The following is a 20,325-nucleotide window of genomic DNA, read 5'->3' on the forward strand; positions in this document are numbered from 1 at the left end:
TATTTCTTTGTGTCTCTGTGGTTTAAAAATTGATTTAACCACAGAGGTAAGTAAATAGGTGAAAATTAAAATTATGTCTGCTTTAATTACTATAAAAACAACTAGTATTAGTAGTTTATTACGTTACTGGATTTCACAAGTAGTAGATAACAAAACTATTATCTGGCTTGATGAAAAGAAGGAACAGATTAAAAATAGTGTCACTGGACGAGAATTTTTCACTGCGTTTAGTATGGTGTCTCGTTATGTGACTAAAGACCAATTGCAACTAACACTAGAGGATTTGAAAGCAGCTTCAGCACTACATACAGGTTGGTTTCCTGGTCATTGGAGTTTAGAGCAAGCTGCACGGACAATATTAGTTTTAGCATTGCCACAAGATGATACAGAAAAATATTTACACACTTTAGAGCAAGTATTCACATCGGCAGATGTTAGCGAATTAGTTGCACTTTATCAAGCCTTACCTCTATTAGCTTACCCAGAACGATGGCAAAAACGGGCGGCGGAAGGTGTGCGTAGCAATATGACAGCAGTATTTAACGCTGTGGCCTTACGTAATCCCTATCCAGCACAATATTTTGATACTTTGGCATGGAATCAGATGGTATTGAAAGCGTTGTTTGTGGGTAGTCCTCTGCATTTAATTCAGGGTTTAGATGTGCGTGCTAACGGTGAGTTAGCGAGGATGTTAGTTGATTATGCTCAGGAACGCCAGAGCGCCAACCGTCCAGTTTCGTCTGAACTTTGGCAATTGGTGGAGTGTGTCAAACCAATTCGCAATTCGCAGTTCGCAGTTCGCAGTTCACAATCAGTGGGATCTTGAAACCTACATAATTACCAATTACTAATTTGGTCATTAGTTATTTCCCTGCAATTCTCCGAAAAAATCAAAGTTATGAACAACAAATTTATTAATAAAAATATGATGTTTATTGATCCTCACATTCACATGAGTTCGCGTACCACTGATGATTATGAAAAGATGCGTCAGTCGGGAATTGTGGCTGTGATTGAGCCTGCTTTTTGGTTTGGACAACCGCGTACTAATGTTGGTTCGTTTCAAGATTATTTCAGTAGTTTGGTTGGCTGGGAAAGGTTTAGAGCTTCACAGTTTGGTATTAAACATTACTGCACAATTGGACTAAATTCTAAGGAAGCTAACAACGAAGCTTTAGCCGAGCAAGTCATGGAACTTTTGCCTTTATACGCTTGTAAAGAAGGTGTAGTGGCTATTGGGGAAATTGGCTATGACGATATGACACCTGCTGAGGATAAGTATTTTCGCTTGCAATTAGAACTGGCAAAAGAACTAGATATGTTGGTGATGATTCATACACCACACCGGGATAAAAAAGCGGGTACAAGCCGCAGCATGGATGTCTGCATTGAGCATGGGTTAAAACCTTCCCAGGTGGTTGTAGACCACAATAACGAAGAAACAGTCAAAGAAGTTCTAGACAGAGGTTTTTGGGCAGCATTTACCATTTATCCGAATACAAAAATGGGGAATGCTCGTATGGTAGAAATTGTTCGTCAATATGGGAGCAGCAGCATTATTGTAGACAGTAGTGCAGACTGGGGAGTGAGTGACCCCCTAGCTGTACCTAAAACAGCTTTACTGATGCTGGAACGAGGCATTTCCGAAGCGGATGTTGAAAAAGTCTGTTATGAAAATGCACTTTCAGCTTACAGCCAAAGCGGTCAAATGCGAGAATCCGACTGGCTAAACTTCCCACCAATCGACCAAAGACAAAAATTTAGCGATAATTCCGTCCTGCGAGGACAAGAACCATTGGTAGAGTCGCGCCATGAATATGCACTGATTGAATAACTCATCATCTAAAAATCTCTCTCACTTCTGTTCCTGCGTGAGTAAAATCATGAATACCACAACCCTAAACACCCGTTCTTTGTGGGCATATCTGCAATTATTGCGACCTGCCAATATTATCACCGCCTGGGCAGACATCATGGCTGGCTTTGCAGCTTCGGGATATTTTATACAAGTTGATATAGTACCATTACTATGGTTGCTACTAGCTACCACAGGCTTGTATGGCGGCGGCATTGTATTTAACGATGTATTTGATGCTGAACTAGATGCCCAAGAACGTCCAGAAAGACCGATTCCTAGTGGTAGGGCATCTCAGACTGGGGCAAGTTTATTGGGAAGTTCGCTGTTGATTGTGGGTGTGGTGGCGGCGGCGCAAGTTTCGTGGGTAAGCGCGGTATTAGGTTTGGCGATCGCTACATCCGCATTACTGTATGATGCTTTTGGGAAACACCACCCAATTTTCGGCCCCATCAATATGGGATTTTGTCGGGGTGGTAACTTATTGTTGGGCGTGAGTGTCGTCCCTAGTGTAATAGGTGATTATTGGTTTTTAGCTTTGATTCCCATAGTTTACATTGCTGCAATCACAGCTTTGAGTCGTGGTGAAGTGCATGGCGGAAAACTGAGTACAGGTATAACAGCCTTATTGTTGGTTGTGGCAGTGATTGTTGGGCTTTTAGGTTTAGGATTACTCACAAATTATCAAGTTCTCACAGCGTTACCATTCCTCATATTGTTGGCTATCCGAGTATTAATCCCGTTTATCAAAGCTGCGCGCCAACCCACTCCAGAACAAATCAAGATTGCAGTTAAAGCAGGTGTCTTATCTCTGATTATTTTAGATACTACTTTAGCTGCTGGTTTTGCTGGTTTCCCCTACGGTTTATTAGTTTTAAGTCTTCTACCAATTTCTATGATATTGTCCCAAATTTTTGCTGTGACTTAAACCTAGCTTATGCACATTTAATATATAAAATTGGAGGCTAGGCAAATGTCTTTACAATCCTCTCTTAACCGGGAGTTTATATCAGTAAATAATATCAAATCTCGACAAATCACCATCATCGGTGGACGTGGGAGAATGGGGAGATTATTCGCTGAACAACTTTTGGCTATAGGTCATCAAGTTAATGCTTTAGGACAACAAGATTGGGACTATGCAGAGGAACTGTTGAATCAGGCAGATTTAGTGATAGTTTCTGTCCCTATTGAACATACTGTTGATGTCATCAAACGTGCGGCAAAATATCTGGCTCCAACCACAGCTTTGTGTGATATTACAAGTATTAAAACTCAGCCAAATCAAGCGATGTTGACACATCATAATGGGGCTGTTATGGGATTACATCCTATGTTTGGGCCAAGTGTCACATCGTTCTCTGGACAAAAAGTAGTAGTGTGTCCTGGTCGGAATGATGACGCGTTTCATTGGTTATTAGATTTTCTGAAAAATCAAGGTGCTGATTTAATTACTTGCACGCCGGAAGAACATGACGAGATGATGGTATTTATTCAAGCAACGCAACATTTTTGTAGATTTAGCCTTGGGGTTTTCTTTGCTCAAGCAAATCTTGATATAGAGGGCAGTTTATTAATGTCATCTCCGAGTTACCGCCAAGAAATTGAAATTCTTCAACGCTTGTTTCGCCAAAATCCTAGTTTGTGTGTTGACATCATGTTAGCTACTGAAGAAAGATGTCAGGCAATTAATTCTTTAGCTGATACTTACAATCGTTTGGCTAAGTTGGTAGTGAATAAAGATAGGGAAGCATTAATTAGGGAATTTGCAGAAAATAAGCAGTTTTTTTCAAGAGGATAATAGTTATCTTTTATCTAATTCTTATTAAATTTCAGAAGCTAAAAATATTGAGTTTAAGAGGCCATTTTTTAACGTAAAAGGGCGCCGAGTATGTTAATTGATATTTTCCACGATACAGTTTGCCCTTGGTGCCGCATTGGAAAGAAACATCTTTTTGATGCTTTAGCACAATGGCAAAAGGAAACAGTAAAAATTTGTTGGCATCCATTCTTACTTGATGATACTATCCCTACTGCTGGTTACGAATTTCTTAGTTTTATGCAGGAAAGAAAAGGTATAGAAGCCGCAACACTCCAGAATTTATTTAATGAAACACGACGAATAGGTCAAGCATCTGGAGTTACGCTAGACTTTGATAAAATTAGTTTAGCTGTTAATACCAAGCTTTCTCATCAACTGATTACAATTGCACCAGATGATAGTAGAAATCAGGTTGTAGAAGCAATTTATCAAGCTTATTTTGAAGATGGTTTAAATATCGGTGATGTTGGTGTTCTTGTGAAAATAGGTAAAACCTATCAAATAGATGCTAGTAAATTAAGCAACGAATTAAGTGATAATTCTTTACTAGATGGCATTATGGCTGAGTCAACATCTGCTCGCTTGTATGGAATTACCAGTGTACCTTTTTTTATCATTAATAATAAAGTTCAAGTAAAAAATTCTGGCTCAGTAGAGTTATTCCTTGAGGCTTTAAATCGTGCTGCAATTATGGAAGCGACAACAATATGATACTTGACACCAGACAAAAAACTAAATTTAATTTACGACCTATTAAACAAAGTTTTGCCGTTAGTTATAACTACGAAATTCATTTTACCCAAAATCTGTTTAGTGTAAAAAATCCTACTTTAGCACAGACTATTGCCGCCGATGGGGAAAAGAAACCAAAGAAAATCGTAGCGGTGGTAGATGGAGGATTGTTAGAGTTTTGTCCAGATTTACTCCAGCAAATTACAAACTATGCAAACTTTTACGCTGAGGTATTAACTTTAGCTGTTGAACCAATGCTTGTCCCTGGTGGAGAAGCGGCTAAGAATGACCCCATGTTGTTGGAACAAATTCACCAACTGGTGGAAGCGGCGGGAATTTGCCGTCACTCTTACCTGTTGGGAATTGGTGGTGGTGCTGTGTTGGACTTGATAGGATATGCAGCCGCTACAGCGCACCGGGGAGTCAGACTGATTCGGATTCCTACAACGGTTTTAGCGCAGAATGATTCCGGTATCGGTGTGAAAAATGGTATTAACGCCTTTGGGAAAAAGAACTTTTTGGGTACATTTGCCCCACCTTATGCCGTAATTAATGACTCTGCATTCTTGAGTACATTATGCGATCGCGATTGGCGTTCTGGAATTGCCGAAGCCATAAAAGTTGCATTAATTAAAGATGCTAGCTTCTTTGATTTTATCCATGAACACACCACAGTCCTCACCCGGCGGGACATGCACACCATGCAGCAGCTAATCTATCGGTGCGCCCAGCTACACCTAGAACACATCGCCGGTGGCGACCCCTTTGAAAAAGGTTCATCCCGTCCCTTAGATTTCGGACATTGGGCAGCTCATAAACTAGAACAACTGACAAACTATAATCTACGACATGGTGAAGCCGTAGCTATTGGTATCGCTTTAGACAGCACCTATTCTTACCTCCTGGGATGGCTAACTCATGCAGAGTTGCAACAAATATTACATACATTAGCAGCCCTGGGTTTTCAACTATACGTACCAGAACTAGCCGAGACATCATCTCTATTCCGGGGTTTGACTGAATTTCGTGAACACTTAGGTGGTGAATTAACTCTAACGCTGCTGCAACATATTGGAAAAGGAATCGAAGTTCACGAAGTAAATTTGTCCTTGTACAAACAAGCAATTTCCCTCCTACATGACTTTCGGTAACCGAAGGAGGAAAGGATACAATCCCCATAAATAAATTTAGCGAAAAGTTTGCGCGTCCGGGTTTCCCGGCGCAAAACTTTTCAAGACAGGGGCTTGTAATTTTGAATTTTGAATTCCCCGAAGGGGTAGACTCTGTGATTGAAAAAAGATGAAAACAGGAACCGACAACAACCTTCATTTAACTTACTGTACTAATATTCACCCTGGCGAAGAGTGGGAAAAAGTTTTTGCGAACCTCAAGCAATATCTTCCACCCTTAAAAGCACGAGTAGCGCCAGAAAAACAATTTGGTATCGGCTTACGTTTAGCAGAGGTAGCAGCTAGGGAATTACTCCAAGGGCATACCTTGACAGAGTTGAAATCATGGTTGACCGAACAAGACTTATATGTGTTTACCTTAAATGGCTTTCCTTATGGACAATTCCATTGGCAAGTAGTCAAAGACCTAGTTTATGCACCAGATTGGGCGAAACAGCAACGGTTAAACTATACATTGCAACTAACGCAGATTTTATCAGAATTGCTACCACCTGGGATGGAAGGTAGTATTTCCACACTACCGTTATCTTACAAACCTTGGTTTGAGGGAAATCAACTGACTCAAGCGTCCGTCATGCTAAATGCGAGTCAGCAAATAGCGCAAGTAGTAGAACAGATGGTACGCATCCGAGTTGAACAGGGAAAAATCTTACACCTGGATTTAGAACCGGAACCAGATGGATTACTGGAAAATGCAGCAGAAGTTGTTGATTACTTCCAAATGTATTTACTACCGATTGCTGGAGCTTATTTAATCAAGCAATTGGGAATCACGCAAGAACTGGCTGAGAATTATATATTAGATCATGTGCGTGTTTGTTACGACACCTGCCATTTTGCTGTGGAGTATGAAGACCCCCTTTCTGTGCTGCTGCAATTTAAAGCTGCGGGAATTAAAATTGGTAAGATTCAAATTAGTGCAGCATTGCAGGTAAACATACCCACGGAAACAGAAAAGCGTGGTCTAATCATACAAAGATTAAAGCCTTTTGCTGAGTCTACATATCTACACCAAGTCATCGCACGCACAAGCAACAGCAGACTAATTCATTATCAAGACTTAGAAACCGCCTTACCAAACCTAGAAAACACCACAGATAAAGAGTGGCGGATACACTTTCACGTGCCAATTTTCATCAGTGACTATCAACTGTTACAGTCCACTCAACATGACATTGTGAATGTACTAGATTTACTGCAACAACACCACTTCTGCAACCATCTAGAAATTGAAACCTACACCTGGGAAATCCTACCAGACCAGATGAAGCTAGACCTACCCGACTCAATCCAGCGTGAATATGAGTGGGTGATAAACAAACTATTACTCAAACAATTAGTTACTTTCCCTTAGCGCTACTCTGCGCTTTCCAGCCTGCGGCAAGCCGCAAAAGCTTCTACAGCGTCACTTTGCGTTTAAAAATACCCTCCTTTCATGCAAAAAACCGTCATTCTTAACGTCGTAGGATTAACACCAGACCTCATAGGTGAACATACACCCTTCCTTTCACGCTGGTCATCTACAGGAAAAACTGCCACAATCACACCCGTATTACCTGCTGTTACCTGTACAGCCCAAGCTACATATCTTACAGGTAAATCACCTGATGAACACGGAATCGTTGCTAACGGTTGGTATTTTCGTGATGAGTGTGAAGTTAAATTTTGGCGACAGTCTAACAAACTAATTCAAGCACCGAAAGTATGGGAAATTGCTAAAGAAATAGATCCTGACTTTACCTGTGCCAACTTATTTTGGTGGTATAATATGTACTCCTCTGTGGATTATTCGGTAACTCCTCGACCGATGTATCCTGCTGATGGCAGAAAATTACCTGATATTTATACTCAACCAGAAAACTTGCGATCGCGTCTACAAATTGATCTAGGTCAGTTTCCTCTATTCAACTTTTGGGGGCCTAACACATCAATTCGTTCCACACAATGGATTGCAGACTCGGCAAAATTCCTCGATGGACGTTGTGACCCCACATTAACACTAGTTTATCTACCCCATCTGGACTACTGTCTACAAAAGTATGGGACTGATATCACCAAAATAGCCAAGGATTTACAGGAAATTGACGCTATTTGTGGCGATTTACTCCAATTCTATGAAGGTCGCGGCGCTCAAGTCATTGTTTTGTCTGAATACGGGATTACCTCAGTCTCCCGACCCATCCATATCAACCGCGTCTTGCGAAAACATGGTTTATTAACAATTAGGGAAGAACTGGGACGAGAACTACTAGATGCTGGCGCTAGTAAAGCCTTCGCTGTAGCCGACCATCAACTGGCTCATGTTTACGTCAATGATCCATATTATATTCCCCAGGTGCGATCGCTCCTCGAAAACACAGATGGGATTGCTTATGTTTTAGATGAGACGGAAAAGCCTAGCTATCATCTCAACCACTCTCGTTCAGGTGAGTTAGTCGCCGTATCTCAACCAGATGCTTGGTTTACTTATTATTACTGGCTTGATGACCGTCGCGCTCCTGATTTTGCCAGAACTGTAGATATTCACCGCAAACCGGGTTACGACCCTGTAGAATTATTCCTCGACCCCGAAATCAAACTACCTCAAGTTAAAATCGCTACTAAGCTTTTGCAGAAAAAACTCGGTTTTCGTTACTTAATGGATGTCATTCCTGTAGATGCTTCCCTGGTAAAGGGTTCTCACGGTTGTCTTCCCCCTTCTCCATCTCAAGGGCCATTATTAATTACCCAACAATCTCACTTGCTCAATTGTAAAGCGATCGCTGCTACTGATGTTTACCAATTAATCCTCAAACATTTAATGGTAAATAGTAATGTAGCGATTCCCATGTGAGTGAAGTACAGCAATCAATATCTCTTACTTTAGCTAGATGCAGAAAAATATAAAAAAATTTCAGTAATTATGCTAATTAAGTTGTATAAATGCTAATAAATTGCCACTCACATCTAAAAATACTTCATTTCAAGAATGATTAAAATTGCGTAGGCTAGATGAAGAGTTTACAAAAACATTTCTATTCCTACAAACTTTGGCAGTAATACTAGCTTGATCTAAGTTTCACAGCATCGAATTGTGGAAACTTCTCTATTGCCTAAAGTTAGTTTTATGAGTGACAAGTTTTTGATTAATTAAATAGTTAGAGAGATTGTTATGATTACCGATTCTCACAGCTACACAACCTTTGGTGGTGTGCGTGTCTCTCGCTCCATTACACCAATTAAAATGGAGACAGCCTTAGAAGAGATTCTTTTCTACTTAAACTCTCAGCGTGGCGGCTTGCTGACTAGCAGCTATGAATATCCAGGGAGATATAAGAGATGGGCAATTGGTTTTGTTAATCCACCTGTGGAATTATCCACAAGAGGAAATACTTTCACTTTGACAGCATTAAATGAGCGCGGTTATATAATTTTACCAGTAATATTTGAGCGCCTTTTACAATCAGAACAACTTCAGGCAGTAACTCAAAATAATCATAAAATCACTGGATTAGTTAAATCAACACCAGAATTTTTTGCTGAAGAAGAACGCAGTAAACAACCTTCAACATTTACTGTCATTCGAGAAATTCTTCATATCTTCTCTAGTCAAGAAGACGAACATTTAGGATTATATGGTGCGTTTGGTTATGACTTAGTATTTCAATTTGAGCAAATAACCCAACGCTTAGAACGTCCGCAAGACCAACGAGATTTAGTTTTATATTTACCTGACGAACTGATAGTTGTAGACTACTATCAACAAGAAGCATTTCGGTTAGAGTATGAGTTGATCACAGCGCATGGTAGCACTTATGACCTGCCTCGCACGGGAGAGTCTGTTGATTATCGAGGTCAGCGCCTCATCCCAACTGAAAATGCTGACCATAAAATAGGTGAGTATTCCAAACTAGTAGAATTTGCCCTCGATTATTTCCGTCGCGGTGATTTATTTGAAGTAGTTCCCAGCCAAAACTTTTTCACAGCTTGCGAAGCACCACCAAGCAAACTATTTGAAACTTTAAAACAAATAAATCCCAGTCCTTACGGATTTATTTTTAATCTTGGTGGCGAATACATCATTGGTGCATCACCAGAAATGTTTGTGCGGGTGGAAGGTAGACGTATCGAAACCTGTCCCATTAGTGGCACTATTAGCCGAGGGCATGATGCTATAGATGACGCTGTGCAGATTCGTCATTTACTCAACTCCCACAAAGACGAGGCGGAGTTGACTATGTGTACTGACGTAGACCGCAATGACAAATCTCGCATCTGCGAACCCGGTTCAGTCAAGGTGATTGGTCGCCGGCAAATTGAACTATATAGCCACTTAATCCATACAGTAGACCATGTAGAAGGCATTCTAAGACCAGAGTTTGATGCCTTAGATGCCTTTCTCAGTCATACTTGGGCTGTAACAGTTACAGGCGCACCTAAAAAGGCAGCAATTCAGTTTATTGAACAGAACGAACGCAGCGTCAGACGTTGGTATGGTGGCGCGGTTGGGTATTTGAATTTCAACGGGAATTTAAATACCGGGTTAATTCTGCGAACAATCAGATTGCAAGACTCAATTGCTGAAGTGCGAGTTGGTGCAACCTTGTTATATGACTCCATACCCCAAGCAGAAGAACAAGAAACCATCACTAAAGCGGCGGCTGCGTTTGAAACCATTCGGCGCGCCAAACAAACAGACCCCAAAATTGAAGAATCTAGTACTAGAAAGTTGAGCAAATATCTTCCCGATGCTCAATCAGGGAAACACATCTTACTAATCGACCATGAAGACTCATTTGTTCATACCCTAGCTAACTACATCCGTTCCACAGGTGCAACTGTCACCACACTGCGTCACGGCTTCTCAGAATCCCTATTCGACACAGAACGCCCAGACTTAGTAGTATTATCTCCTGGCCCTGGTAGACCGAGTGAGTTCAAAGTGCCGGAAACCGTCGCCGCTTGTGTCCGTCGCCAAATACCTTTGTTTGGTGTTTGTTTGGGACTGCAAGGTATTGTGGAAGCTTTCGGCGGAGAATTGGGAGTACTCAACTATCCCCAGCATGGTAAATCCTCACGAATTTTTGTCACAGCACCCGATTCTGTGATGTTCCAAGGCTTACCCGAATCTTTTACAGTCGGTAGATACCATTCATTATTTGCATTACCGCAACACTTACCAAAAGAACTGAAGGTGACAGCGATTTCTGACGATGAGGTGATTATGGCGATTGAACATCAGACACTCCCCATCGCCGCCGTCCAGTTTCATCCAGAATCCATCATGACTCTAGCTGGAGAAGTTGGTTTAACAATTATCAAGAACGTGGTACGTGCTTATACACAGAATAAAGAGTCAATAGTTAACACTCAACAGTCAACCGTTCCCATCTATGACTAACCAAATTGCCCCTACGCGCCAGATTTTGGAAGAGATTGTGTTGTATAAACAGCAAGAAGTTACGCAATTACAACAGGAATTACCCTTAATTGCTTTGCAACAGCAGTTAACTACTGCGCCGCCTGTGCGAGATTTCTTGAAAGCTTTGCAAGATAATTCTCACAAGCCTAGCTTAATTGCCGAAGTAAAAAAAGCGTCACCGAGTCGCGGGATTATTCGGTTAGATTTTGATCCAGTGGCGATCGCTCAATCTTACCAAAAAGGTGGTGCAGCTTGTCTATCTGTCCTCACTGACGAAAAGTTCTTTCAAGGTGGTTTTAATAATCTGCGTTTGGTGCGTCAACAAGTCTCGTTACCCCTATTATGTAAAGAGTTTATCATTGACCCTTACCAAATCTATCTAGCACGGACTGCGGGTGCAGATGCGGTATTATTGATTGCAGCTATCCTCTCAGATGAAGAACTCCAACAGTTTTTACAAGTGATTCATGAGTTGGGAATGACTGCACTAGTAGAAGTCCATACCTTAACTGAACTAGATAGAGTGTTAAAACTGAAAGACCTACATTTGTTGGGAATTAATAACCGCAATCTGGAAGATTTTACAGTTGATTTAAAAGTAACGCAGCAACTTTTAACCCAGCGACAGCAAGAAATAGAAAACCTGAATCTCACCGTTGTCAGCGAGTCGGGAATTTATAACCCTGCTGATTTATCCTTTGTTGCTGGAGTTGGGGCGCGTGCTGTATTAGTCGGAGAGTCTTTAGTTAAACAAAGTGATGTTGAACAAGCAACACGTAGTTTGTTAGTAGCTTAGAATACTGTGTGCATCTTCTTTACCACAGAAACACAGAGAGGACTTCTTGCAGAAGTTAGGTCAAGGGGAAATATAGAATAAATCATTGATACTTTCTCCCTTCACCTTTTTCTGACACAAGTATAAAGCAGTCTTTAGCAGGAGACATTAGCGAACAAGAGATGAGAATAATGATGTTTTAGTTGCTTTGAGGTAATTATATGAGAGCGATGGCGATCGCTAACTTCGGCAGCCCAGAAGTTTTTACAGAAGTTGAAGTCAATAAACCAACACCAGCTAACAACGAAGTTTTAGTCAAGGTTTATGCAACTTCAGTTAACCCAGCAGACTGTGGAATGCGTCGAGGATTTTTTGGCCCAAGGGTTCAGTTACCAGCAATTCTCGGTTTTGACGTTTCTGGTGTTGTTGAAGCAGTTGGCGAAAATGTCAGAGATTTTCAAGTTGGTGATGAAGTTTATTACGCCATCCCCCATGAGTTAGGCGGCGGTGCTGATGCAGAATACCACGCTTTTCCGTCGTTTATGATTGCCAAAAAGCCCAACAATATATCTCATCTAGAAGCAGCTACCGTACCCGTAGCCGGGGGTACAGCATGGGCTGCACTCATCACCAGGGCAAATCTTCAAGTCGGTGAAACTGTTTTAATTCATGGCGGTGCAGGTGGTGTAGGTACATTCGCCATCCAAATAGCCAAGGCTGCTGGTGCTTACGTTTATACAACCTGTGGCGGCTATGATATCGACTTTGTTAAGTCCATTGGTGCAGATAGAGCCATTGATTACCGCAACGAAGACTTTACTAACATTATCATGCAGGAAACAGGTGGTGCAGGTGTTGATGTAACTTTCACTACCGTTGGTGGAGATATCTTAGCCAAAAGTTTGCTGGTGACAAAGCCCGGAGGTCGTGCGGTTACAGTAACAGGTGTGACAGGCGACCTCAACACCGCCATATTTAAAAACATTACTATCCATTTTGTACACTTAGACAACACTCTTGCCAAGCTGAATGCTTTGAGAAGCCTAATTGAACGTGGTCAAATCAAACCCGTAGTTGGAATTAGTTTTCCCCTTAATCAGTTAGCCGCAGCACATAAAAAACTAGAAGAAGGTAGTCAAGGTCTACACGGCAAAATAGCGATTGAAGTTATTAGTCAATAGTCATGAGTTTTTCCGCCTCATCTCCCCCAGTCCTCAATCTTTATTAAAACAATGCCTACCATTTCTGAGCATTTTCAATCTTTACGCCAGCGTCAACAGTGTGCTTTGATTCCTTTTATCACGGCTGGCGACCCGGATTTGGAAACTACTGCCGAGGCTTTACGCATTTTAGATCGTCATGGTGCTGATTTTATTGAGTTGGGTGTTCCCTACTCTGATCCTTTGGCTGATGGGCCTGTGATTCAAGCGGCTGCTACACGGGCTTTGCAACGAGGAACGAAATTAGAGCAAGTTTTGGAAATGCTGGAAACAGTTATTCCTAGTCTGCAAGCACCGATAATTTTATTTACTTACTACAACCCGATTTTGCATCGTGGGATTCAGTCGTTTTTAGAAACAATTGCGGCGGTTGGCGTGCGAGGGTTGGTAGTGCCAGATTTACCCTTAGAAGAAGCAGCAGAATTAATTAAAACTGCCGCTAATTTTGGTATTGAGGTGATTTTGCTGGTTGCGCCTACCAGTTCTCAGGATAGGATTGAAGCGATCGCACGTCAATCACAAGGATTCATTTACCTAGTAAGTGTCACAGGCGTTACAGGTATCCGTTCCCAAATCCAAGACCGAGTACAACACTTAATCACCGACTTACGCAATGTCACAGACAAACCCATCGGCGTAGGCTTTGGTATTTCTGCACCAGAACAAGCCCATCAAGTGAAAGAATGGGGCGCAGATGCAGTTATCGTGGGTAGCGCCTTCGTGAAACGCCTAGCAGAAGGTAGCCCAACCCAAGGACTACAAGCTGTAGAACAACTCTGCCAAGAACTTAAAACAGCAATCACCACCCAATCTCTACAACCAGTCTGAACAAGACATTCTCACTCATCACTCTCCGCGCCAGCCTGCGGGTTTGCTCTTAGCGTTCTCGTAGAGTAGCAAAGCGTTTACTGCGTGAGCAAAACACCCCCAATTTAACAACACCAAAATAAGGACTCCAAGCAGTGGTAAGCACTCCAGAAATCAAAAACCAACTTGCACGCCCGGATTCACTAGGCAGATTTGGCAAATTCGGTGGTAAGTACGTACCTGAAACCCTAATGCCAGCCTTAAGCGAATTAGAAACCGCTTATCAACAATACCGCGACGATGCTAGTTACCAAACTGAGTTACAAAACTTACTGCGCGACTATGTAGGCAGACCAAGCCCGTTATACTTTGCCGAACGCCTAACAGAATACTACGCCAGACCAGACGGAACTGGTGCGCAAATTTATTTAAAGCGTGAGGATTTAAATCATACAGGCGCTCACAAAATTAATAATGCTTTGGCTCAAGTATTACTCGCCAAACGCATGGGTAAACAGCGTGTCATTGCCGAAACAGGCGCAGGTCAACACGGTGTAGCAACAGCAACCGTGTGTGCGCGGTTTGGGTTGGATTGTGTGATTTACATGGGCATCCACGATATGGAACGACAAGCCCTAAATGTCTTCCGCATGAAGTTGATGGGGGCGGAAGTTCGTCCAGTGGAAGCTGGTACAGGAACCCTCAAGGATGCAACATCGGAAGCGATTCGAGACTGGGTAACAAATGTAGAAACTACCCATTACATCCTTGGTTCTGTGGCTGGCCCTCATCCCTACCCAATGATTGTCCGCGACTTCCACGCCATTATTGGTAAAGAAACCCGCGTCCAGTGTCAAGAGAAATGGGGAGGACTCCCAGATATTCTACTGGCTTGTGTGGGTGGTGGTTCCAATGCCATTGGCTTGTTCCACGAGTTTATAGATGAGCCTTCTATCCGTCTGATTGGTGTGGAAGCCGCCGGCGAAGGTGTCAATACAGATAAACACGCCGCCACCCTCACACTAGGCAGAGTCGGAGTTCTACATGGTGCAATGAGCTACTTGCTGCAAGATGAGGATGGTCAAGTCATTGAAGCTCATTCGATTAGTGCTGGACTAGACTATCCGGGTGTGGGGCCTGAACATAGTTATTTGAAGGATTTGAGACGCGCTGAATATTACAGTGTGACTGATAAACAAGCTTTAGATGGATTTCAACAACTTTCCCGACTAGAAGGGATTATACCCGCATTAGAAACATCTCATGCGATCGCTTACCTAGAAACCCTCTGTCCTCAACTCAATGGTAGCCCTCGCATTGTCATCAACTGTTCTGGCAGAGGTGACAAAGATGTGCAAACCGTCGCCAAAGTCCTTAATTATTAACCATTAACTAATATGGTAGCTGTAACTCAAACCCCACTTGATAACATCTCGGTTACTCCCGACACCAACGACTGGTCAGCTATATTGCAACAATTGCTCCAACGGCAATCCTTAACAGTTGCCCAAGCGACAGATTTAATGCAAGGCTGGCTAACAGATACCATTCCCCCCGTCCTCTCAGGAGCCATCTTAGCCGCAATCCAAGCTAAAGGCGTATCCTCTGAAGAGTTAGTTGGTATGGCCAGCGTCTTACAATCCCAGTCTTCTTACTCCCCTCCTCATTCCCCATTCCCCACTCCCCTTATTGATACTTGCGGAACTGGTGGTGATGGTGCGTCTACTTTCAATATCTCTACGGCTGTGGCTTTTGTGGCTGCGGCAGCCGGGGTAAAAGTTGCCAAACATGGGAATCGTTCTGCTTCTAGCAAGACTGGTTCGGCTGATGTGTTGGAAGCTTTGGGAATTAATCTCAATGCCAATCCAGATAAGGTACAAGCCGCAGTAAGTGAGGTGGGAATTACCTTTTTATTCGCGCCTGGTTGGCATCCAGCACTGAAGACAGTCGCAGCTTTACGCAAAACTCTGAAAGTGCGGACTATTTTTAATTTGTTGGGGCCTTTAGTTAATCCCCTGCGTCCCACTGGACAGATTATTGGTGTAAATGACCCATTGTTAATCGAAGAGATCGCCCAAGCATTATCTCATTTGGGATGTCGAAAAGCGATCGCTCTCCACGGACGTGAACGGTTAGATGAAGCTGGACTAGCAGATATCACTGATTTAGCCATACTCCAAGATGGAAAAGTCAGTTGTCTTGCACTCAATCCTCAAGAATTGGGGTTAAATCATGCCCCAACTCAAGCATTATCCGGTGGAGATGTGGCGGAAAATGCCGAAATTTTGAAGGCAGTTCTTCAAGGTAAAGGGACTCAAGCCCAACAAGATGTAGTCGCTTTAAATACAGCCTTAGCATTGCAAGTTGGTGAGGCGATTACCACGACAGATATTGTAGAAGGTTGTGTCAAAGGTATAGCTATTGCCAGAGAAGTGCTGCAAACTGGCGCTGCTTGGACAAAGTTAGAACAACTTGCTGAATTTCTACGCTAAACACATATACAAGGTAACAAAAATGATTGTCATACTTAAAAATGGTACACCTGCTGAAGAAATTACCCGCATCAGCGAAGGTCTGAGTGAAGTTTGGGAAGTCAAGGTAGAAAAGAGCATCGGCAAACATAAAGTTATCCTGGGAATCATCGGTGACACAGCCACTATCGACACATTGCAAATTCAAGAGTTCAGCCCTTGGATTCAACAAGTCATGCGAGTGCAGAAACCTTTCAAGCGTGTGAGTCGGGAGTTCCGCTATGGAGAAGCCAGCGAGGTAATTGTCAATACACCAAATGAGCGTGTTTACTTTGGTGAACATCATCCAATAGTTTTGGTGGCTGGGCCTTGTTCGGTGGAGAATGAGGAAATGATTGTCGAAACAGCCAAGTGTGTAAAAGCAGCTGGGGCTAAGTTTCTCAGAGGTGGAGCCTATAAACCCCGGACTTCTCCCTACGCTTTCCAAGGACATGGAGAAAGTGCATTAGGTTTGTTAGCGGCGGCGCGTGAGGCGACAGGGTTAGGTATCATCACCGAAGTTATGGATACTGCCGACTTAGCAGCCGTGGCGAGAGTTGCTGATGTGATTCAAGTCGGTGCGCGGAATATGCAAAACTTCGCGTTGCTGAAAAAAGTAGGCGCTCAAGATAAACCAGTGCTACTCAAGCGGGGTATGGCTGCAACCATTGACGAGTGGTTAATGGCTGCTGAATATATCATGGCTTCGGGCAATCCTAACGTGATTTTGTGTGAACGGGGAATTAGAACCTTCGATAGTAAGTATGCACGGAATACCTTGGATTTATCTGTGATTCCCGTATTGCGATCGCTCACTCATTTACCAATTATGATCGATCCTAGTCATGGTACAGGTAAATCTGAATATGTGCCACCAATGGCAGCAGCTGCGATCGCAGCCGGTACAGATGCTTTAATGATAGAAGTTCACCCTAATCCAGCTAGAGCATTATCAGACGGTCCCCAATCTTTAACTTTCGAGAGATTTGACCGATTAGCACACGAAATGTCAATAATTGGTAAAGTTGTCGGACGTTGGCCTCAACCTGCATTAGCTAATGTTATTTAGCTAATACCAATTCTCTGTAAAGCTATCTATTATTTTGACCAATTTTCTCTTAAATAACTGGCGCATGATATCCGTTGAATAATCATGTGCCAATTTTCATATTTATTAATGTTTATGAATCACTAAAAATAGGATATTTAGAAGAACGAAAAACGAAACATTATTCATTGTATCGCTTCAAATATATATATATATTTGTAGTGACCTCATTATTATAAAAGCTTGATTAATTGGGTAAGGAATATTGATTATCAAGCTAATAACTATAGCAATTATAACTCAATATACCTAATCACAAATGTCAAGCTTTGGCAAAAGAAAACACAAAATCAAGTCTGGAATTTGGTTGAATTTTGTCTGTTGAATTTTCGGTGTTAACAAAATTTTGATCCGAACTCTAGGAGTATGTTTTCTAATGACTGATTCAAATAATAATAGTGGCGGCAACCCCTCTACTAACGAACTCGGTAGTTTACTTCGGCAATCACCTTTTGGTGCTTTACTTAACATTCCAGGTGTCACCGAAGAAACAATCATTCAAGCTTTTGGCAGCGCTGTAGGTGGTAATGGGAATAATCCGTTTGGTGGCGGTGGCGCACCAACTGGCGGCGGCGCACAGGGTGGCGGGAATCCTTTTACTAACTTTGGTAATCCAAATGCTCCTGGTAGTCCCTTAACTGGTGGTGTCAACCCCTGGACTGCTATCAGTCAAAGTGGTAGCGATCCCTTAACTGGTGGCGGTAATCCCTTTGCAGGCGGTAGCGACTCCTTAACTGGTGGTAATCCGTTTGCAGGCGGCAGTAATCCCTTTGCAGGTGGTAGCAATCCTTTTGCAGGCGGTGGTAATCCCTTTGCAGGTGGAGAGAATCCTTTTGCAGGCGGTGGTAATCCCTTTGCAGGCGGTGATAATCCTTTTGCAGGTGGAGAGAATCCTTTTGCAGGCGGTGGTAATCCCTTTGCAGGCGGTGGTAATCCTTTTGCAGGTGGAGAGAATCCTTTTGCAGGCGGTGATAATCCCTTTGCAGGTGGTAGCAATCCCTTTGCAGGCGGTAGCAATCCCTTTGCAGGTGGAGAGAATCCCTTTGCAGGCGGTAGCAATCCCTTTGCAGGCGGTAGCAATCCTTTTGCAGGCGGTAGCAATCCTTTTGCAGGCGGTAGCAATCCCTTTGCTTAATATTTAGTAGTAGAAATTATTAGACTTATCCAAAAAACCTTATAGATGAACACAGAGTAATAGCTAAAAATTGTCTGTGTTCGTCTGTATTTTTTCGTAATTATTTAAAATAAACATAGGAGAGTATTTCTGGTGGAAGATTCTGTTATTAACTTAGTTGATGTTGGTGTTAATAGCTCTAGTACTGATAGTTTACCTCAGCAATTGCCTCCGACTGACGATAGGTCATCACCTTTCGAGGAACTATTCAGAATTTTAAGTGAAAATACATCAGGAAGTATTAGTAACCTTCCGGGTAATGGTATTAATCCCTTTGCTGGTGATGGTGGGCTTGAGCTTCAAAAATTAATTTTTGATCGCTTGCAACTAGTTCTAGGCGACGAATCTAACAATCCATTTACAGGTGGAGGTAATCCTTTTGTAATTGGTAACTCACCTATTGGTAATGGCAACAGAAACTTTGGTAATAACAACGCAACTATTGGTAATTTTAACTCAGATTTTGGTAGTAACAATGCCACAATTGGTAATGGCAATTGGAATTTTAATACTAATAACACAACTATTGGCAACGGTAACTGGCTTTTTGGTAGCAGTAACACAACCATCGGCAATGGCAACTGGTATTGGGATGACGGAACTAATAATGCAACTTTAGGTAATGGTAATTGGTACTTTGGTAGTGATAATGCAACCATTGGAAATGGTAATTGGTATTTGGATAATGGCAGCAATAACGCAACTTTAGGTAATGGTAATTGGCATTATGGCAGTGATAATACAACAATTGGAAATGGAAATTGGTATTTAGATAATGGCAGCAATAACGCAACTTTAGGTAACGGTAATTGGTACTTCGGCACTGATAATACAACTATTGGCAATGGTAACTGGGATTTCGGCACTAATAATACAATTCTTGGTAATGGTAACTGGATTTTCACCAGTAATAATACAGTTATTGGTAACGGAAATAGGCTAGTAGATAGCGACAATATAAATATTGGTTTTGGTGACAATATTGAAAATTTAGACTTTTTCGTACAAGGTACTAGAGATGGAATTGATAATATAATTAACTCTCTTGTGGGAAGAATAGGTCAAGATTTTATTGGGTTAACAGGAAATCTGGAAATAGGAGAAACCCAAACATTTAACCGACTTATTCTTGCAAGAGATAATGGTACAGATAATAATAGTTTGTCCAGTAATATTGAGCAGCTTGTAAATTTACTCAGTAGTATTCCTATAAATCAGTCGCCTTATCAGCCTGTACCAAATCCTCAATCTGTACCCGAACCTACTTCTTCATTATCATTAATAGTGGTTGGTTTTGTCTGTTTGCTATTATCAAAGTTTAAAAATAGATAAAGCGATCGCCTCCGGCGGGGCGTAGCCCATCGCTTGCTGTTGTCGCACTCGCACCGAGTCGGAACAAGTGGGAGTCAAGTTGTACACCCCATCACTCAATCCAAATTCAGATATATATACATCATTGCCATCACGGGGGTCGTTACTGATGGGTTCGTCGCTCTTCAAGTTGATGAAGAAACGAGGATTATTCATAGTGACGGTAATGATATCATCACCATAACCGCCCGTAATCTTACCATCTGAGCGGGGTGCATCGTTGGGGTTGGTGTTGTTATCCCAACTGGGGGCAAAAGTAATAGTGATTGTGTCGTTACCAAGTCCACCATGAGCAGCAAAAATACCGTCTGGGTCAGCAATAACATCATTACCATCGCCACCAAACAGGCGATCGCACAC

The 20,325-nt window shown here is 42.2% G+C and carries 18 protein-coding genes; 17 read left to right on the top strand and 1 reads right to left on the bottom strand.

Annotation, left to right across the window (positions count from 1 at the left end; genetic code table 11):
• Nucleotides 1–73: 73 nt before the first annotated feature.
• From H6G18_RS16440 to H6G18_RS16520, 17 genes are all read left to right on the top strand, one after another.
• Nucleotides 74–826 carry an EboA family metabolite traffic protein gene (locus tag H6G18_RS16440; protein WP_190408175.1) on the top strand — a complete coding sequence of 251 codons (753 nt, stop codon included), beginning with the start codon at nt 74–76 and terminating at the stop codon, nt 824–826.
• A 72-nt stretch (nt 827–898) separates the two neighbouring features.
• On the top strand, nt 899–1,834 hold the full coding sequence (locus tag H6G18_RS16445; RefSeq protein WP_242040355.1) for a TatD family hydrolase: 936 nt from the start codon (nt 899–901) through the stop codon (nt 1,832–1,834).
• A 49-nt stretch (nt 1,835–1,883) separates the two neighbouring features.
• On the top strand, nt 1,884–2,783 hold the full coding sequence (eboC, locus tag H6G18_RS16450) for a UbiA-like protein EboC (RefSeq protein ID WP_190408176.1): 900 nt from the start codon (nt 1,884–1,886) through the stop codon (nt 2,781–2,783).
• Between the two features lie 45 nt (nt 2,784–2,828).
• On the top strand, nt 2,829–3,656 hold the full coding sequence (gene tyrA / locus H6G18_RS16455) for a bifunctional chorismate mutase/prephenate dehydrogenase (RefSeq protein ID WP_190408177.1): 828 nt from the start codon (nt 2,829–2,831) through the stop codon (nt 3,654–3,656).
• Between the two features lie 90 nt (nt 3,657–3,746).
• A complete protein-coding gene (locus H6G18_RS16460; protein ID WP_190408178.1) occupies nt 3,747–4,388 on the top strand; it encodes a DsbA family oxidoreductase in 642 nt (213 codons plus the stop codon).
• Nucleotides 4,385–5,560 (top strand): 3-dehydroquinate synthase, encoded by a 1,176-nt coding sequence (locus tag H6G18_RS16465; RefSeq protein ID WP_190408179.1) that lies wholly within the window; start codon nt 4,385–4,387, stop codon nt 5,558–5,560. The genes H6G18_RS16460 and H6G18_RS16465 overlap by 4 nt, the downstream gene beginning before the upstream one ends.
• Before the next feature lie 148 nt (nt 5,561–5,708).
• Nucleotides 5,709–6,953: a metabolite traffic protein EboE gene (gene eboE / locus H6G18_RS16470; protein ID WP_190408180.1), complete on the top strand. Its 1,245-nt coding sequence runs from the start codon at nt 5,709–5,711 to the stop codon at nt 6,951–6,953.
• A gap of 81 nt (nt 6,954–7,034) precedes the next feature.
• Nucleotides 7,035–8,432 (top strand): alkaline phosphatase family protein, encoded by a 1,398-nt coding sequence (locus tag H6G18_RS16475; protein WP_190408181.1) that lies wholly within the window; start codon nt 7,035–7,037, stop codon nt 8,430–8,432.
• Between the two features lie 318 nt (nt 8,433–8,750).
• Nucleotides 8,751–10,979 carry an anthranilate synthase gene (locus tag H6G18_RS16480; RefSeq protein WP_190408182.1) on the top strand — a complete coding sequence of 743 codons (2,229 nt, stop codon included), beginning with the start codon at nt 8,751–8,753 and terminating at the stop codon, nt 10,977–10,979.
• Nucleotides 10,972–11,796 carry an indole-3-glycerol phosphate synthase TrpC gene (gene trpC, locus H6G18_RS16485; protein ID WP_190408183.1) on the top strand — a complete coding sequence of 275 codons (825 nt, stop codon included), beginning with the start codon at nt 10,972–10,974 and terminating at the stop codon, nt 11,794–11,796. Before H6G18_RS16480 ends, trpC begins: the two co-directional genes overlap by 8 nt.
• 200 nt (nt 11,797–11,996) lie before the next feature.
• Nucleotides 11,997–12,956 carry a zinc-dependent alcohol dehydrogenase family protein gene (locus H6G18_RS16490; RefSeq protein WP_190408184.1) on the top strand — a complete coding sequence of 320 codons (960 nt, stop codon included), beginning with the start codon at nt 11,997–11,999 and terminating at the stop codon, nt 12,954–12,956.
• Nucleotides 12,957–13,007: 51 nt separating this feature from the next.
• Nucleotides 13,008–13,823 carry a tryptophan synthase subunit alpha gene (gene trpA, locus H6G18_RS16495; RefSeq protein WP_190408185.1) on the top strand — a complete coding sequence of 272 codons (816 nt, stop codon included), beginning with the start codon at nt 13,008–13,010 and terminating at the stop codon, nt 13,821–13,823.
• A gap of 134 nt (nt 13,824–13,957) precedes the next feature.
• Entirely contained in the window at nt 13,958–15,187 is a 1,230-nt protein-coding gene (gene trpB / locus H6G18_RS16500; RefSeq protein ID WP_190408186.1) for a tryptophan synthase subunit beta, read from the top strand.
• Between the two features lie 12 nt (nt 15,188–15,199).
• Nucleotides 15,200–16,294, top strand: coding sequence for an anthranilate phosphoribosyltransferase (gene trpD, locus H6G18_RS16505; RefSeq protein WP_190408187.1), 1,095 nt, complete (start codon nt 15,200–15,202; stop codon nt 16,292–16,294).
• Nucleotides 16,295–16,316: 22 nt separating this feature from the next.
• On the top strand, nt 16,317–17,381 hold the full coding sequence (aroF, locus tag H6G18_RS16510; protein WP_190408188.1) for a 3-deoxy-7-phosphoheptulonate synthase: 1,065 nt from the start codon (nt 16,317–16,319) through the stop codon (nt 17,379–17,381).
• A gap of 415 nt (nt 17,382–17,796) precedes the next feature.
• Nucleotides 17,797–18,555, top strand: coding sequence for a hypothetical protein (locus H6G18_RS16515; protein WP_190408189.1), 759 nt, complete (start codon nt 17,797–17,799; stop codon nt 18,553–18,555).
• A 132-nt stretch (nt 18,556–18,687) separates the two neighbouring features.
• A complete protein-coding gene (locus tag H6G18_RS16520; protein ID WP_190408190.1) occupies nt 18,688–19,926 on the top strand; it encodes a hypothetical protein in 1,239 nt (412 codons plus the stop codon).
• Here the strand turns inward: H6G18_RS16520 and H6G18_RS16525 are convergent.
• A complete protein-coding gene (locus H6G18_RS16525) occupies nt 19,906–20,325 on the bottom strand; it encodes a hypothetical protein (protein WP_190408191.1) in 420 nt (139 codons plus the stop codon). The two genes, H6G18_RS16520 and H6G18_RS16525, sit on opposite strands and share 21 nt — an antisense overlap.

It is taken from the genome of Anabaena subtropica FACHB-260 (assembly GCF_014697105.1).
In the GTDB taxonomy this organism is placed as follows: Bacteria; Cyanobacteriota; Cyanobacteriia; order Cyanobacteriales; family Nostocaceae; genus Trichormus; species Trichormus subtropicus.

Coding starts and splice junctions, on each gene's coding strand:
- H6G18_RS16490 (WP_190408184.1), top strand. CDS start 11,997: ATGAGAGCGATGGCGATCGCTAACTTCGGCAGCCCAGAAGTTTTTACA.
- H6G18_RS16445 (WP_242040355.1), top strand. CDS start 899: ATGAACAACAAATTTATTAATAAAAATATGATGTTTATTGATCCTCAC.
- tyrA (WP_190408177.1), top strand. CDS start 2,829: ATGTCTTTACAATCCTCTCTTAACCGGGAGTTTATATCAGTAAATAAT.
- aroF (WP_190408188.1), top strand. CDS start 16,317: ATGATTGTCATACTTAAAAATGGTACACCTGCTGAAGAAATTACCCGC.
- H6G18_RS16460 (WP_190408178.1), top strand. CDS start 3,747: ATGTTAATTGATATTTTCCACGATACAGTTTGCCCTTGGTGCCGCATT.
- H6G18_RS16465 (WP_190408179.1), top strand. CDS start 4,385: ATGATACTTGACACCAGACAAAAAACTAAATTTAATTTACGACCTATT.
- H6G18_RS16440 (WP_190408175.1), top strand. CDS start 74: ATGTCTGCTTTAATTACTATAAAAACAACTAGTATTAGTAGTTTATTA.
- trpA (WP_190408185.1), top strand. CDS start 13,008: ATGCCTACCATTTCTGAGCATTTTCAATCTTTACGCCAGCGTCAACAG.
- H6G18_RS16475 (WP_190408181.1), top strand. CDS start 7,035: ATGCAAAAAACCGTCATTCTTAACGTCGTAGGATTAACACCAGACCTC.
- H6G18_RS16515 (WP_190408189.1), top strand. CDS start 17,797: ATGACTGATTCAAATAATAATAGTGGCGGCAACCCCTCTACTAACGAA.
- eboC (WP_190408176.1), top strand. CDS start 1,884: ATGAATACCACAACCCTAAACACCCGTTCTTTGTGGGCATATCTGCAA.
- eboE (WP_190408180.1), top strand. CDS start 5,709: ATGAAAACAGGAACCGACAACAACCTTCATTTAACTTACTGTACTAAT.
- H6G18_RS16480 (WP_190408182.1), top strand. CDS start 8,751: ATGATTACCGATTCTCACAGCTACACAACCTTTGGTGGTGTGCGTGTC.
- trpD (WP_190408187.1), top strand. CDS start 15,200: ATGGTAGCTGTAACTCAAACCCCACTTGATAACATCTCGGTTACTCCC.
- trpC (WP_190408183.1), top strand. CDS start 10,972: ATGACTAACCAAATTGCCCCTACGCGCCAGATTTTGGAAGAGATTGTG.